This is a genomic window from Burkholderia guangdongensis (assembly GCF_013403875.1).
GTDB lineage: Bacteria > Pseudomonadota > Gammaproteobacteria > Burkholderiales > Burkholderiaceae > Burkholderia > Burkholderia guangdongensis.
Genome location: NZ_JACBNX010000004.1, coordinates 204,132 through 217,757 on the forward strand (window position 1 = coordinate 204,132; position 13,626 = coordinate 217,757).

Annotated in this window: 15 protein-coding genes; 6 read left to right on the forward strand and 9 right to left on the reverse strand. The window is 66.8% G+C overall.

Annotation, left to right across the window (positions count from 1 at the left end; translation table 11 throughout):
• The first annotated feature begins 79 nt into the window (after positions 1 to 79).
• On the forward strand, positions 80 to 517 hold the full coding sequence (locus HZI36_RS05830; protein WP_179401680.1) for a multidrug/biocide efflux PACE transporter: 438 nt from the start codon (positions 80 to 82) through the stop codon (positions 515 to 517).
• 51 nt (positions 518 to 568) lie between these two features.
• Here the strand turns inward: HZI36_RS05830 and HZI36_RS05835 are convergent, their stop codons facing one another.
• From HZI36_RS05835 to HZI36_RS05855, 5 genes are all read right to left on the reverse strand, one after another.
• Positions 569 to 1,765 (reverse strand): chromate transporter, encoded by a 1,197-nt coding sequence (locus HZI36_RS05835; RefSeq protein WP_179401681.1) that lies wholly within the window; start codon positions 1,763 to 1,765, stop codon positions 569 to 571.
• A 150-nt stretch (positions 1,766 to 1,915) separates the two neighbouring features.
• Positions 1,916 to 4,255 carry a bifunctional diguanylate cyclase/phosphodiesterase gene (locus HZI36_RS05840; protein ID WP_179401682.1) on the reverse strand — a complete coding sequence of 780 codons (2,340 nt, stop codon included), beginning with the start codon at positions 4,253 to 4,255 and terminating at the stop codon, positions 1,916 to 1,918.
• Positions 4,256 to 4,460: 205 nt separating this feature from the next.
• Complete coding sequence (locus tag HZI36_RS05845; RefSeq protein WP_179401683.1) at positions 4,461 to 5,351, reverse strand: PhzF family phenazine biosynthesis protein; 891 nt, start codon at positions 5,349 to 5,351, stop codon at positions 4,461 to 4,463.
• Between the two features lie 36 nt (positions 5,352 to 5,387).
• Entirely contained in the window at positions 5,388 to 5,846 is a 459-nt protein-coding gene (locus HZI36_RS05850; protein ID WP_179401684.1) for a RidA family protein, read from the reverse strand.
• Positions 5,847 to 5,889: 43 nt separating this feature from the next.
• The gene (locus HZI36_RS05855; protein ID WP_179401685.1) at positions 5,890 to 7,071 is read right to left on the reverse strand and encodes an aminotransferase-like domain-containing protein; all 1,182 of its coding nucleotides are present in this window, start codon (positions 7,069 to 7,071) and stop codon (positions 5,890 to 5,892) included.
• A 161-nt stretch (positions 7,072 to 7,232) separates the two neighbouring features.
• Here HZI36_RS05855 and HZI36_RS05860 point away from each other — a divergent pair, with 161 nt between their 5' ends.
• From HZI36_RS05860 to HZI36_RS05875, 4 genes are all read left to right on the forward strand, one after another.
• Positions 7,233 to 8,699 carry an aminotransferase-like domain-containing protein gene (locus HZI36_RS05860; RefSeq protein ID WP_179401686.1) on the forward strand — a complete coding sequence of 489 codons (1,467 nt, stop codon included), beginning with the start codon at positions 7,233 to 7,235 and terminating at the stop codon, positions 8,697 to 8,699.
• A gap of 66 nt (positions 8,700 to 8,765) precedes the next feature.
• The gene (gene htpG / locus HZI36_RS05865) at positions 8,766 to 10,664 is read left to right on the forward strand and encodes a molecular chaperone HtpG (RefSeq protein WP_179401687.1); all 1,899 of its coding nucleotides are present in this window, start codon (positions 8,766 to 8,768) and stop codon (positions 10,662 to 10,664) included.
• 17 nt (positions 10,665 to 10,681) lie between these two features.
• Entirely contained in the window at positions 10,682 to 11,272 is a 591-nt protein-coding gene (locus HZI36_RS05870) for a chorismate--pyruvate lyase family protein (RefSeq protein ID WP_179401831.1), read from the forward strand.
• Positions 11,272 to 11,748: a DNA-deoxyinosine glycosylase gene (locus tag HZI36_RS05875; protein WP_179401688.1), complete on the forward strand. Its 477-nt coding sequence runs from the start codon at positions 11,272 to 11,274 to the stop codon at positions 11,746 to 11,748. Before HZI36_RS05870 ends, HZI36_RS05875 begins: the two co-directional genes overlap by 1 nt.
• A 5-nt stretch (positions 11,749 to 11,753) precedes the next feature.
• Here the strand turns inward: HZI36_RS05875 and HZI36_RS05880 are convergent, their stop codons facing one another.
• Positions 11,754 to 12,062: a type II toxin-antitoxin system RelE/ParE family toxin gene (locus HZI36_RS05880; RefSeq protein WP_179401689.1), complete on the reverse strand. Its 309-nt coding sequence runs from the start codon at positions 12,060 to 12,062 to the stop codon at positions 11,754 to 11,756.
• Positions 12,059 to 12,337 (reverse strand): YlcI/YnfO family protein, encoded by a 279-nt coding sequence (locus HZI36_RS05885; protein ID WP_179401690.1) that lies wholly within the window; start codon positions 12,335 to 12,337, stop codon positions 12,059 to 12,061. The genes HZI36_RS05880 and HZI36_RS05885 overlap by 4 nt, the downstream gene beginning before the upstream one ends.
• A 138-nt stretch (positions 12,338 to 12,475) precedes the next feature.
• Here HZI36_RS05885 and HZI36_RS05890 point away from each other — a divergent pair, with 138 nt between their 5' ends.
• On the forward strand, positions 12,476 to 12,937 hold the full coding sequence (locus tag HZI36_RS05890; protein ID WP_179401832.1) for an MEKHLA domain-containing protein: 462 nt from the start codon (positions 12,476 to 12,478) through the stop codon (positions 12,935 to 12,937).
• A gap of 67 nt (positions 12,938 to 13,004) precedes the next feature.
• Here HZI36_RS05890 and HZI36_RS05895 read toward each other — a convergent pair whose 3' ends face one another.
• A complete protein-coding gene (locus HZI36_RS05895; protein WP_179401691.1) occupies positions 13,005 to 13,328 on the reverse strand; it encodes a type II toxin-antitoxin system RelE/ParE family toxin in 324 nt (107 codons plus the stop codon).
• Positions 13,325 to 13,594 carry a CopG family ribbon-helix-helix protein gene (locus tag HZI36_RS05900; RefSeq protein WP_179401692.1) on the reverse strand — a complete coding sequence of 90 codons (270 nt, stop codon included), beginning with the start codon at positions 13,592 to 13,594 and terminating at the stop codon, positions 13,325 to 13,327. The genes HZI36_RS05895 and HZI36_RS05900 overlap by 4 nt, the downstream gene beginning before the upstream one ends.
• Positions 13,595 to 13,626 lie beyond the last annotated feature (32 nt).

Below are 13,626 nucleotides of genomic sequence, written 5' to 3' on the forward strand. Positions count from 1 at the left end.
TAACGAATTGGTTTATCCCGCGATAGCCGATCAGAATGAGCGCCGAATGTCAGTTTGATCAGCTTGATCGGAGGAATCCATGAAATATCTGAAGAAAACGATGGTGGCGCGCGTCGCGCATGCGCTCGCGTTCGAACTGCTCGCACTCGCGCTGTTCGCGCCGCTCGGCGCGTGGCTGCTCGGTTTGCCGGTCGCGCACGTCGGCGTGCTGTCGGTCGCGATCTCGGCGATCGCGATGGCCTGGAACGTCGTGTTCAACGCATGGTTCGAGCGCGTCGAGCGGCGTTTCGGGCTCGTGCGGAACGTCGCGGTGCGCGTCGCGCATGCGTGCGCGTTCGAGTTCGGCCTCGTCGTGCTCGCGGTGCCGCTCGCCGCGTGGTGGCTCGACATCGGCCTCGTCGACGCGCTGCTGCTCGATTTCGGCTTCCTGCTGCTGTTCCTGCCGTACACGTTCGGCTTCAACGCCGTGTACGACCGGCTGCGCGCGCACTGGGTCGCGCGGCGCGCGATCGCGTAACGCCGGGCGCGGAACCGGGGAGAGCGGAACCGGGGAGCGCGGATGCCCGCGCTAGTGCGCGACGGCCCATAGCCACGCGCCGCACGCGACCGCGACCGCGCCGTACACCGCGTAGACAGGCACCTTGAAGCGCGCGAAGCACAGCAGCGCGAAACAGCCCGTCAGCCAGTAGACCGGATCGAGCGGCACGCGCACGACGATCTTGACGACCGCGACGACGAGAAAACCCGTCGTCGCCGCGCGCAACAGGCGCATCCCGTGCTCGAAGCGCGAATGGCGCTTGAGCCGGAACAGGTGGCGTTGCGCGAACACGACGAGGCAGCCGGACGGCACGAACAGCGCGGCGGTCGCGAGCAGCGCGCCGCGCCAACCGTCGGTCAAATAGCCGAGGAATGGCACCACGTTCAGCAGCGGCCCCGGCGACACCGGCGACAGCGCGAACGCGAGCGTGAAGTCGCGATCGGAGATGCCGGTTCCCGGCGTGACGAACAGCGATTTCAGCACCGGCAGCGCGGAAAAGCCGCCGCCGAACAGCGTCATCCCGGCGCCCGCGAGCCGCGGCCAGAACAGCGTCGACTGATAGTCGCCGGGCAGCGGCACCGCGAAGATCAACAGGAAGATCGCGAGCGCGATCAGCAGGTTGCGGTCGCGCGACGACAGCGAGAACGAGAACCGGCCGTTCTGCGGCGGCCCGGTGATCCAGCCGCCCGCGAACGCGGCGAACAGGATCACGACGAACGCGGCCGGACTGTGCGCGAACGCGAGCAACACCGTCGATATCGCCGCGATCACCTGCTCGAGCGGCGTTCGGGCGAGCGAGCGCAGCTGCTTGACCCAGGTGATCGTGATCAGCGCGGCCAGCACCATGCTGAAGTGGTTCAGCATCACGGGCGCGGCGAGCGTGCGGATGACCGGGGTTCGATAGAAGATCGCGAACAGCGTCATCATCACGAAGAACGGCAGCACGCTCGCGATGCCGGCGACCCACGCGCCGGTGCGGCCGCGCAGTTCCTGGCCGATCTGGATCGCGACGTTGCAGCCGACCGGCCCGGGCACGAGCCACGCGAGCGCGACGAGGTCGGAGAACGCGTTCTGCTCGATGAGGCCCAGCCGGGTGACGTAGTGGCGCTCGAGCTGCGCCATCATCGCGAGCCCGCCCCAGGACACGGCGGAAACGCCCGCGACGACCTTGAACAAGGCCCACAGGGTTTCCTGCTCCACGTGCTCGGTGGCATCAAGGCTCATCATGGCGTCTAGTATGGGAAAACCTTAGGATACGCTGGCCATAGACGTACCTGACCCGGCATTGTGATGCGCATGACGAATCTTCTCCATGCGCGAAAACGCTAGGTTCGCGGGCCGGGCCCGGCGCCGGCGCAGCCAGGGGCGGCCCGTCATTCAGGCGCCCGCGCGGCCGGCCGCGACGCGCGGCTCCGGCTGCGGACGTTCGTCGCGCACGCCGAAGCGGTCGAGCAGCGCCGGGATGCCGTCGGCCGGCACCGGGCGGGAGAACAGGAAGCCCTGCGCCTCGATCTCGCCGAGCGCGGACAGCCACGCGATCTGCTCGTCGGTCTCGGTGCCTTCGACGACGACGGTCAGTCCGAGCGAGCGCGCGAGATGCACGATCGACGCGACCATCACGCAGACGCTTCGGTCGTTCGGGATCGCCTGCACGAACGAGCGGTCGACCTTCAGCGTGTCGACCGAGAAGCGGTGCAGATACGACAGCGACGAGTAGCCGGTGCCGAAATCGTCGAGCGCGATGCGGATCCCGAGCTTCTTCAGCGCGACGATTTTCTCGGAGACGAGCTCCGGGTATTCCATCATCGCCGTCTCGGTGATCTCGAGCTCGAGGCGGCGCGCCTCGATCCCGGTTTCCTGCAGCGTGCGCGAGATCGTCTCGACCAGGTCGCCGCGCCAGAACTGCACCGGCGAGATATTGACCGCGAGCGTCAGCGTGCCGTGCCCCTCGTCGCGCCAGCGCCCGAGCTGCTCGCACGCGGTGCGGATCACGAAGTCGCCGATCTGCACGATGAGGCCCGTCGATTCGGCGATCGAGATGAATTCGTTCGCGGAGATCACGCCATGCTCCGGATGGTCCCAGCGCGCGAGCGCCTCGAAGCCGGTGATGCAGCGGCGCGTCAGGTCGATCTTCGGCTGGTACGCGAGGAACAGCTGCCCGTCGGCGAGCGCGACGCGCAATTGCTGCTCCCAGCGCATCAGATGGTCCGCGCGGTGCGACAGGTGCGGCGCGTAGAACTGGTAGCAGTTCTTGCCCGCGTCCTTCGCGCTGTACATCGCGAGGTCCGCCTTCTTCAGCAGATCGATTTCGCTCTCGTTCGCGACCGTGTGCAGCGCGATCCCGATGCTCGCGTGCAGCACGAACGAGCTGCCGCGCACGTCGAACGGTTGCGCGAACATCATCAGGATCGTCTCCGCGAGCCGGACGGCGCGCCGCTCGACGTCTTCGCCCTTCATCACGACGACGAACTCGTCGCCGCCGATCCGCGCGAGCGTGCCGGCGTCGCCGACCGCGTCGGACAGCCGCGCGGCCGTCATCTGCAGCACGATGTCGCCGGCGTTGTGGCCGAGCGTGTCGTTGACGGTCTTGAAGTTGTCGAGGTCGATGAACAGGAGCCCGAGCCGCGACAGGCTCGACGGCATCGCGACGTCGTTGCGCAGCCCGCGCAGCGTCGCGTAGCGATTCGACAGGCCGGTCAGCAGATCGTACTCGGCGAGCTGGGTCATCTCGCGCTCGCGGCCGAGCAGCTTGTTGATGAGGCCCGTCGCGACGCCGAAGAACGCGAGCATCGCGAGCGTGATGAAGCTCGTCATCAGCAGATAGACGTTGCGCGTGTGGTAGTAGTCGGCGAGCTCTTCGGCCTGCGACAGCCCGACCATCACCGCGAGCGGATAGCCGTCGAGGTGCCGGTACGACACGATGCGCGTGACGCCGTCGATCGGGTCGATGCCCATGCCGGACATCCGCCCGGACGCCGGATAGACGCCCGACGCCGAGAACGCGCCCGGCGCATTCTCGGCCGCGCCGGTGCGGCGCGCGAGCACGGCGCCGGTATCGGACACGACGGCGATCACGCCGTCCTTGCCGATCGCCGCGTTGTTGTAGAAGTCGTTCGTGAAGTAGCTCGGATCCTCGGACACGACGACGACGCCCGCGAACCGGCCGTCCGGGAAGTTGAGCCGCCGCGTCATCTGCAGCGTCCACTTGCGCGACACGCGGCCGAGCACTGGCTTGCTGATGAAGAGATCGTTGTCCTTGCGCAGGATGTGCACCTTGAAGTGCTCGCGGTCCGACAGGTCGAGCGGCTTCGGATGCAATTCGGCCGTGTTCTGGGTCAGGATGCCCTTTTCGTTGACGAGCGATACCTGGACCAGCGTGTCGTTCGGCACCACGCCTTTCTCGACCGTGCCGATCAGGTTGAAGTGCTCAGGCGACTTCTCGAACTCGTACTTGACGAAGCGCGTGATCTGATCGACCTGATGGATCGCCTTGATCGTGTGCTGCTCGAGCGCCGACGACAGGATCGCCGCGGACGCGTCGGCCTCCTTGAACGCCGCGTCCTTCTCGACCGCGAGCCGCGCGACGATCACCGCCCAGAGCAGCACGAGCGCGATCAGCCCGAGCACCGGGATCGCGAACAGCGCATGACGCCGCGACTTGCGCGGCGGGCGCAACGGACGAGTCGGCGGCGAGTGGGAGATCCGGGAGGAGCTCATCGAAAAGAGGCGGCGTCCTGGCGCGCACATACGCCATCCGGGGGGATGGACGAGTCAATGGGTCGCGATTGGCGAGCGATTAGGCCCGATATTACTGAATGGGAAGCCTTTTTGCGATAGCGTCCATAGCATAGCGTCAGCCGGATTGGTCTGCACGGCGTATTGTCTAAATATCAGCGGGATGATGGCGCGCGTCAATCAGGCTTTAGCCGGGCAGGCGGAACGTCCCGTCGACCACGGTGACCGTGCTGCCGCCGATCCAGATCGCGCCGGCGGCGTCGTCGTATTCGACGCGGATGCGGCCGTCGCGGCCGATCGCGGTGCCCTGGCGCGCGGTATAGACAGGCCCCGGGCGGCGCTGCTGCAGCGCGAGAAGCCCGGCCAGCGCGGCGTTCGCGCTGCCGGTGACCGGGTCTTCGCCGAGGCCGCCGCCCGTTAAGCCGCCCGTCATCAGGCAGCGGATCTCGAACGTGGCCGGCCCGCCGGCCGGGTGCGGCGCGTACGCGGCGAGGCCGTGCGTGCCGCAGCGGCGCGTGAGCGCCTCGAGCAACGCCGGGTCGGGCGCGAGGCCGATGCACGCGTCGGCCGACTTCAGCCGGACGACGAGCCACGGCGCGCCGTTGTCGACCGCGCACGGCGGCGCGTCGAAGTCGATTGCCGCGGTGCGCAACGCCGCTTCGAGCGCCGGATAGTCGTGCTCGGCGAGCGGCGCGACGCGCGCGGGCGGCGCCGCGAACGCCCAGCCGTCAGCCTGCCGGCGCAGCGCGATTCGCCCGACGCCGCACTGCTGGACGAGCCGCCCCGGCGTGCGCGGCGTGGCGCCGCTCTCGATGAACGCGTGCGCGGTGCCGAGCGTCGGGTGGCCGGCGAACGGCAGCTCGCCGCCCGGCGTGAAGATCCGCACGCGGTAGTCGGCGTCCGGATCGGTCGGCGTGCACAGGAACGTGGTCTCCGACAGGTTGGTCCAGCGGGCGATCGTCCGCATGTCGTCGTCGCCGAGCGAGTCGGCGTCGAACACGACGGCGAGCGGATTACCCCTGAACGGAGTCGACGTGAACACGTCGACTTGCCGGAAGCGGACGAGGCGGGCGGTCATCGCGGGTGCGGGCGCGTGGCGTTGGCGTGGCGTCGTTCAGGCGACTTCGGCGATCAGCTCGATCTCGACGCACGCGCCGAGCGGGATCTGCGCGACGCCGAATGCCGAGCGCGCGTGCTTGCCCGCGTCGCCGAACACCTCGGCGATCAGCTCGGACGCGCCGTTCGTCACCACGTGCTGCTCGGTGAAGTCGAGCGTCGAGTTCACGAGGCTCATCAACTTGACGATTCGCTTGACCTTGTTCAGGTCGCCGGTGTGCGCGTGCAGCGTCGCGAGCAGGTCGATCGCGACCGCGCGGGCGGCCGCCTTGCCGTCCTCGGTCTTCAGATCGGCGCCGAGCTTGCCGGCCCAGACCTTGCCGTCCTTTTTCGCGATGTGGCCGGACAGGTAGACCGTGTTGCCGCTTTGCGCGCTCATCACGTAGGCGGCCGCCGGGGCGCCGGCGGTCGGGAGCTCGATGCCGAGGGACTTCAGGGTGTCGTAGACGTTAGCCATGCGTGCGATTCCTCGTGGAAGTGAGTCGTTGAAAAAAGGGCCTTCAAAGGCGCTCGCGCAGCAGCTTGCCGAGCCGCGCGACGCCTTCCTCGATCTTTTCGGGCGGCACGGTCACGAACGACAGGCGCATCGTGTCGTGCTGCGCGTCGTTCGCGAAGAACGGCGCGCCCGGCACGAACGCGACGTGGTTCGCGACCGCCGCGTCGAGCAGCTTCATGCTGTCGATCTGCGCGGGCAGCTTGACCCAGATGAACATCCCGCCTTCCGGGCGGTTCCAGGTCACGCCTTCGGGCATGTGGCGCGCGAGCGACGCGAGCATCGCGTCGCACTGCGCGGCGTAGAGCTTGCGGATCGTCGGGATGTGCTCGTCGAGGAAGCCGTCCCGGATCACCTCGTGCGCGATCCGCTGCGTGAGCGACGGCGTGTGCAGGTCGGTCGCCTGCTTCGCCTGCACGAGCTTGAAGTGCAGTTCCTCGGGGGCAATGATGTAGCCGATCCGCAGCCCCGGCGCGAGCACCTTCGAGAACGTGCCGAGATGGACGACGTGGTCCGGCGCCATCGACAGCATCGTCGGCAGCGGCTCGCCCGCGTAGTTCAGCGCGCCGTAAGGATCGTCCTCGAGCACCGGGAACGGGCTCGTTTGCGCGAACGCGGCGAGCGCGCGGCGGCGCTCGACGGGCAGGCGCCGGCCGGTCGGGTTCTGGAAGTTCGGTTGCGCGTACAGCAGGCGCGCGCCCTTCGTCAGTTCGGGCGTCAGGCTCTCGGGCAGCAGGCCCTGATCGTCGGTCGGCACCTGCACGTAGCGCGGCTCGTACAGCGAGAACGACTGCAGCGCGCCGAGGTAGGTCGGGGTTTCGACGAGCAGCGGGCTGTCCGGATCGACGAGCACCTTGCCGAGCAGGTCGAGCGCCTGCTGCGAGCCCGTCGTGACGAGCACCTGCGACACGCGCACGCGGTAGCGCTCGGCGATCCACTCGCGCAGCGGCAGGTAGCCCTCGGTCGCGCTGTACTGGAGCGCGGCGCCGGGCGTGTCGCGCAGCACGCGGTCGGCCGCGTCGCGCATCCGCTCGGCCGGGAACGTTTGCGGCGCGGGCAGGCCGCCCGCGAACGAGATGACCTCCGGACGTTCGGTGACCTTCAGGATCTCGCGGATCGCCGAGCTCGTCAGCTTGCGGGCGCGTTCGGAAAGCTGCCAGTGCGGCGGATGCGGGTCGCTCGGATTCATGGTCTCCTCGGTCGTGTCGGTGTCGGTCGGACGAAAACGGCAATTATCGCTCGCCAAATCGGGTCGCGCGAGCGGGCTGGGGCCGGTCAACTGTAATCGCGCCGACCAGCACAGTAACGGTACAATCGTCGCAATAATTTTCTGTACAGTTGGAGTCCGCGATGTCCACCGTTGCGCTCGACCAGATCCCGGCGCCGCACGACACGTCCACGCTGACGCTCGTCGACCAGCTCGTCCAGTGGGCGCGGCGGCGGATCGACGAGCGCGTGTTCCGGCCCGGCATGCGGATGCCGTCGATCCGCAAGCTCGCGCTCGACAAGCGCGTGTCGCGCTTCACGGTCGTCGAGGCGTACGAGCGGCTCGTCGCGCAGGGCTATCTCGACTCGCGGCGCGGCTCGGGCTTCTACGTGCGCGAGCGGACCGCGGGCCCGCAGGCCGGCGACGCGGGCGCCCGCGCGGAAGTCGAGCCGGTGCAGAACCGGATCGACGTCGTCTGGCTGCTGCGCAACATGCTGCACACGGTGAGCCCCGAGAAGGGCCCGGGGCTCGGCTATCTGCCCGGGCGCTGGCTCGACGGCGAGCTGATCACCGGCGCGCTGCGCGCGCTCGGGCGCCAGGCCGGCGCGCAGATGCTCGGCTACGGCACCGCGCAGGGCTTCCTGCCGCTGCGCCGGCAGCTTCAGACCCGCTTCGAGGAGATCGAGATCGGCGCGGCGCCGGAGCAGATCGTGCTCGTGTCCGGCGTGACGCAGGCGATCGACCTGATCTCGCGCATCTACGTGAAGCCGGGCGACACGGTAATCGTCGGCGATCCGGCGTGGTTCCAGATGTTCGGCCGCTTCGCGTCGCAGGGTGCGCGGCTCGTCGGGATGCCGTACACGCCGGCCGGGCCGGACCTCGACGCGCTCGAGGCGCTCGTGCAGACGTGGCGGCCGAAGATGCTCGTGATCAATTCGGTGCTGCAGAACCCGACCGGCACGTCGCTGTCGGCCGCGCAGGCGTTCCGGATCCTGCAGCTCGCGCAGCAGTACGACTTCATGGTGGTCGAGGACGACATCTACGGCGACCTCTGCCCGCCGAGCTATCCGGCGACGCGGCTCGCGAGCCTCGATCAGCTCAAGCGGGTGATTTTCCTCGGCAGCTTCTCGAAGACGCTGGCCGCGAACCTGCGCGTCGGATACGTCGCGTGCGCGCCGGAGATCGCGCAGGCGATCACCGATCAGAAGATGCTCGTCGGGATGACGACGCCGGAGCTGAACGAGCGCGTGCTGTACAAGGTGTTGACCGAAGGGCAGTACCGGCGCCACGTCGAGCGGCTGCGTGGGCGGCTGGACGGCGTTCGCGACAAGACCGCGCGGATGCTCGAGCGCGCCGGGATGCGGCTTTTCACGATGCCGGCGGCGGGGATGTTCCTGTGGGCCGATACCGGCGTCGACGCGGACGCGCTCGCGGCGGCCGCGCACGAGGCGGGGTTTCTACTGACGCCGGGGAGCCTGTTTTCGCCGCAGCAGTCGCCGTCGACGTGGATGCGGTTCAACGTCGCGAACTGCGGGGATCCGGCGCTGGCGGGGTTGCTGGCGGGGTATCTGGAGTCGGCGGCGCGGCGGCTGACGGTGGCGGATGCTTGAATTTTTTGCGGTCGTCCCCAGATGGGGCGCGTTAACTTGACAGCAAAGTAAGAGGAAACGACGTTCATGACTCAGCAAACCATGAGCTTTCAGGCCGAGGTCAAGCAGCTCCTCCACCTGATGATTCATTCGCTTTACAGCAACAAGGAAATCTTCCTGCGCGAACTGGTGTCGAATGCATCCGACGCCGCCGACAAGCTCCGCTTCGAGGCGCTCGCGAACAACGCGCTGTACGAGAACGATCCGAATCTGCGCATCCGCATCTCGTACGACAAGGCGGCGCGCACGATCACGATCGACGACAACGGGATCGGCATGAGCCGTGACGAGGCGATCGCGAACCTCGGCACGATCGCGCGCTCGGGCACGAAGGAATTCTTCTCGAAGCTGTCCGGCGACCAGCAGAAGGACGCGGCGCTGATCGGCCAGTTCGGCGTCGGCTTCTACTCGGGCTTCATCGTCGCCGACCGGATCACCGTCGACACGCGCCGTGCCGGTCTGCCGGCGTCCGAGGGCGTGCGCTGGGAAAGCGCGGGCGAGGGCGACTTCACCGTCGACGCGATCGAGCGCGCGCAGCGCGGCACGTCGATCACGCTGCATCTGCGCGAAGGCGAGGACGAGCTGCTGTCGACATACCGGCTGAAGTCGATCATCCAGAAGTACTCGGACCACGTCGGCCTGCCGATCCTGATGAAGCAGGAAGAGTGGGATCAGGACAAAGGCGAGATGGTCGAGAAGGACGACGACGAGACCGTCAACCAGGCGAGCGCGCTCTGGACCCGCTCGAAGAGCGACATCACCGACGAGCAGTACACGCAGTTCTATCAGCATCTCGCGCACGATCACCAGGATCCGCTCGCGTGGACGCACAACCGCGTCGAGGGCCGCAGCGAGTACACGCAGCTGCTGTACGTGCCGTCGCATGCGCCGTTCGACATGTGGAACCGCGATCATCGCGGCGGGCTGAAGCTGTACGTGAAGCGCGTGTTCATCATGGACGACGCCGAGCAACTGCTGCCGCAGTACCTGCGCTTCGTGAAGGGCGTCGTCGATTCGGCGGATCTGCCGCTGAACGTGTCGCGCGAGATCCTGCAGGAGAGCCGCGACGTGAAGGCGATCCGCGAAGGCGTGACGAAGCGCGTGCTGTCGATGCTCGAAGAGCTCGCGAACGCCGACGACGATGCGGGCAAGGAGAAATACCGGACGTTCTGGAACGCGTTCGGCCAGGTGCTGAAGGAAGGCGCCGGCGAGGATCATGCGAACCGCGAGCGCATCGCGAAGCTGCTGCGCTTCGCGTCGACGCACGGCGAGACCGACGAGCAGAACGTGTCGCTCGCCGACTACGTCGGGCGGATGAAGCCCGAGCAGACGAAGATTTACTACGTGACCGCCGACACGTGGCAGGCCGCGAAGCACAGCCCGCATCTCGAGGTGTTCCGCAAGAAGGGCGTCGAGGTGCTGCTGCTGACCGACCGCGTCGACGAATGGATGCTGTCGTTCCTGCAGGAGTTCGACGGCAAGCCGCTCGCGAGCGTCGCGCGCGGCGATCTCGATCTCGGCGCGCTGAACGACGACGAGAAGAAGGCGCAGGAACAGTCGACCGAGGCGATCCGGCCGGTCGTCGACAAGATCAAGGAAACGCTCGGCGACAAGGTGAAGGACGTGCGCGTGACGTTCCGCCTGACCGATTCGCCGTCGTGCCTCGTCGCGGACGATCACGACATGAGCGGCTATCTGCAGCGGATGCTGAAGGCGGCCGGCCAGAGCGCGCCGTCGTTCCAGCCGATCCTCGAGATCAATCCGGAGCACGCGCTCGTCAAGCGGTTGAACACCGACAGCAGCGATTTCGGCGACTGGTGCCATCTGCTGTTCGATCAGGCGCTGCTGGCGGAAGGCGGGATGCTCGACGATCCGGCGAGCTTCGTGAAGCGGACCAACGCGCTGCTGCTGTCGCGCGCGCAGTGAGCGCCGTGAGCGCGCGGATGCGATTCGATGCCGCGCAGCGGGGCTGGCGGGAGACGCCGCGGCCCGGCTGCACCGCCGCGCAGCGCGACTGGCTCACGCGCGGCGGCTCGCTGACCGCGCATCTCGCGCGGCTCGGCGGCGTGACGGTGCGCGTGACGCGCGAGGCGGTCGACTGCCCGTGGTTCGACGAGGACGATGCGCTTGCCGTCGGCATGCGCACGCCGGTGTGGGCGCGCGAGGTGATCCTGTCGGTGGACGGCACGCCGTACGTCGCCGCGCACAGCATCGCGCCGCTGTCGGCGAGCAAGGGGATCTGGCAGGCGATGCGGCGGCTGCGTACGCGGCCGCTCGCGGAATTGCTGTACAGCGATCCGCAGGTCACGCGCTCGGCGCTCGTGAGCCGGCGCGTGATCGCCGGGCATCCGCTGTATGCGCTCGCGAGTCATGCGCTGGGCGCCGGCGCGCGGGCGCCGCATGCGTTTGCGGCGCGACGGTCGGTGTTTCAGCGGCACGGCGCGCCGTTGATGGTGACCGAGTGCATGTTGCCGGCGCTGTGGGCGCATCTCGCGAAGGTGGGCGACGCGCCGTGGGTCGGTGGAGGCGTTTGATGTTGCGCGGGTTCCCGCCGGTTGTCGCGGCCGATACGCATACGCTGATTCTCGGGAGCTTTCCCGGGGAGGCGTCGCTCGCGGCGACGCAGTATTACGCGCATCCGAGGAATCAGTTCTGGCGGTTGTTGGGGGCGGTGCTGGGCGAGGCGGCGTTGCATGAGCTTGCGTATGACGCGCGGCTGGAACGCGTGTTGAAGCACGGCATCGGCATCTGGGACGTGCTTGCGGCATGCCATCGCGAAGGGAGTCTCGATTCGGCGATTCGCAATGCGAAGCCGAATGATTTCGATGCGTTGCGTGAGCATGCGCCATTGCTCAGGAAAGTCTGTTTCAACGGAAAAACGGCAGGGCGGTTTGCCGATGTGATCGGCGCAGCGGGCTACGACACGCTCGTGCTGCCTTCGTCGAGTCCGGCGAATGCGACACGCTCGTATGATCAGAAGCTCTTGTGCTGGCGCGAGATTCTTTCCTGACGGCCTCAGTGGTAATCGCTTTCCCGCTGATGGCGCACCGCAAGGATCGTCACCGTTCGATCGTCGTCGATCTCGAACAGCGCAACATATCCCGACGCGCCGAACGGAATGATCAGTTCCCGCAGAAACGGCATCGACGGATGGGCTTTGCGGCAAGTGAACGGCGACGATGCCAGTGTGGCGATCCCGGCGGTGATGGCCGCAAGCGCACGTGCAGCGAGTTCGACGTCGGCGTCGTCGCGATCGACGATGAAGCCATAAAGACGGTCCAGATCATCTGAAGCCGCGCGCGTGAACCGGACCGCGTACGTCATCGAGGTTTCCGCCTCGTATCGCGAAGGGCGTCGAGCCGCCGCTCCAGTTTCTCCAGCACGTCGGACGCAGGCAAATAGTCGCCGGTGCGTCGGGCCGCTTCGCGCGATGCGATGCCGCGGGCAATGAATTCGCTTTGATTGCGACGGCGCTCGATGCCTTCGCGAATCGATTGCTCGACGAAACCCGACAGCGTTTCCCCTTCGTCGAGCACACTTTCGGCGGCGTCGCGCAGTTCTGGTTCGACCCGGATGGATGGAAAAGTGGCAGATTTCATGATGTCTCTCCGCGCATCGCAATTGCGATGCATTATCCGCCGCCGACCACTTTCACGCAAGTCGGCCGTTCGGCAGCGTTTGTGACCTTCGCTTGTGGATAAAATCCTCGACGCTCAATGACAACGGCAATCGATACGATGACGGCATCTCCGAATCTCGACCTCGACTTCTTCAACCTGCTGGCGGATAGCCATTTGCGGCTCGTCGGCGCGCCATTGGTCGAGAGCGGACTCTCCTGCGCCGACGCGGCCCGCTGGCTCTACGAAGACGCGCTGTTCTGCGTGCTCGCGCACAACACCGATGCCGACCCTCGCTTCATCTACGCGAACCGGGCTGCTCAGCGCTGTTTTGAATACGACTGGGACGGCATGACGGCTTTGCGTTCAAGGCTTTCCGCTGAACACCCGAATCGGGACGAGCGCGACAGGTTGCTCGAATCGGTGCGACTGCGCGGGTTCGCGACCGGTTATCGCGGCCTGCGCATCTCGCGTTCGGGAAGACGATTCTGGATCGAAGACGTAACGGTCTGGAATCTGGTCGATCGTGATGGCATTTATCGAGGGCAGGCGGCAACGTATCGCCGCTGGCGGGACGCCTGACGGCGCCGCCCGCATGCCGGCTGCCGCTGTCGTTGGCCCAGGTGAGCGCAGGAAGTCTGACGTTGGTTTAGCGTTCCTGACGGGTATCCCACACTCGCAGGAGCGCGATCATCGTTGGGGTATCCGCGTAGGCGGGCGTGACCTCGTAGTGCAGTTCGTACCGGCCGTACAGGCAAACCCATTTATGCACCTCCCGAGGCGGCGGGCCCTCGTATCCGTCCAGTTCCTCGCCGAGACGATGGTGGTGATCTTCTCCCAGCTTGTCCGCTTCGTTCAGCAACGCCTTCACGACCTTGCGGGCGGCGATGCCGTCATTGAACGTCTTGATGTGCTGGGCAATGTTCGCGAGATCAGCCATGGCTTTGCCGGTAGGCTTGACCGGAATACTCATGCGCGCGGCACCGGAAGTTCGTTCTCCGTCCCGAGACTATCGGCCCAAGCCTGCGCATCATCCATTGACACCAGACGGCCTGCAGCGACGTCGTCCAGTCCTTCCTGAATCAGGCGGCGCTTTTCTTTCTCTCGTGCCAGATAGGCGATCAACGCTTTCTTGACGATCCACTGACGTGGGCGTTCCAACTGCTCGGCCAGCGCGTCCACCTCTTCGGCCAGCGCAATCGGCACTTGCGCTGTAAAGGTTCGGGTTGCAGCGGTCATCATCGACCTCGCTATTTGAGTTCAATAATGAC

Coding starts and splice junctions, on each gene's coding strand:
- HZI36_RS05880 (WP_179401689.1), bottom strand. CDS start 12,062: ATGACGTACGCGGTCCGGTTCACGCGCGCGGCTTCAGATGATCTGGAC.
- htpG (WP_179401687.1), top strand. CDS start 8,766: ATGACTCAGCAAACCATGAGCTTTCAGGCCGAGGTCAAGCAGCTCCTC.
- HZI36_RS05895 (WP_179401691.1), bottom strand. CDS start 13,328: ATGAGTATTCCGGTCAAGCCTACCGGCAAAGCCATGGCTGATCTCGCG.
- HZI36_RS05850 (WP_179401684.1), bottom strand. CDS start 5,846: ATGGCTAACGTCTACGACACCCTGAAGTCCCTCGGCATCGAGCTCCCG.
- HZI36_RS05885 (WP_179401690.1), bottom strand. CDS start 12,337: ATGAAATCTGCCACTTTTCCATCCATCCGGGTCGAACCAGAACTGCGC.
- HZI36_RS05875 (WP_179401688.1), top strand. CDS start 11,272: ATGTTGCGCGGGTTCCCGCCGGTTGTCGCGGCCGATACGCATACGCTG.
- HZI36_RS05890 (WP_179401832.1), top strand. CDS start 12,476: ATGACGGCATCTCCGAATCTCGACCTCGACTTCTTCAACCTGCTGGCG.
- HZI36_RS05855 (WP_179401685.1), bottom strand. CDS start 7,071: ATGAATCCGAGCGACCCGCATCCGCCGCACTGGCAGCTTTCCGAACGC.
- HZI36_RS05840 (WP_179401682.1), bottom strand. CDS start 4,255: ATGAGCTCCTCCCGGATCTCCCACTCGCCGCCGACTCGTCCGTTGCGC.
- HZI36_RS05830 (WP_179401680.1), top strand. CDS start 80: ATGAAATATCTGAAGAAAACGATGGTGGCGCGCGTCGCGCATGCGCTC.
- HZI36_RS05835 (WP_179401681.1), bottom strand. CDS start 1,765: ATGATGAGCCTTGATGCCACCGAGCACGTGGAGCAGGAAACCCTGTGG.
- HZI36_RS05845 (WP_179401683.1), bottom strand. CDS start 5,351: ATGACCGCCCGCCTCGTCCGCTTCCGGCAAGTCGACGTGTTCACGTCG.
- HZI36_RS05860 (WP_179401686.1), top strand. CDS start 7,233: ATGTCCACCGTTGCGCTCGACCAGATCCCGGCGCCGCACGACACGTCC.
- HZI36_RS05870 (WP_179401831.1), top strand. CDS start 10,682: ATGCGATTCGATGCCGCGCAGCGGGGCTGGCGGGAGACGCCGCGGCCC.
- HZI36_RS05900 (WP_179401692.1), bottom strand. CDS start 13,594: ATGACCGCTGCAACCCGAACCTTTACAGCGCAAGTGCCGATTGCGCTG.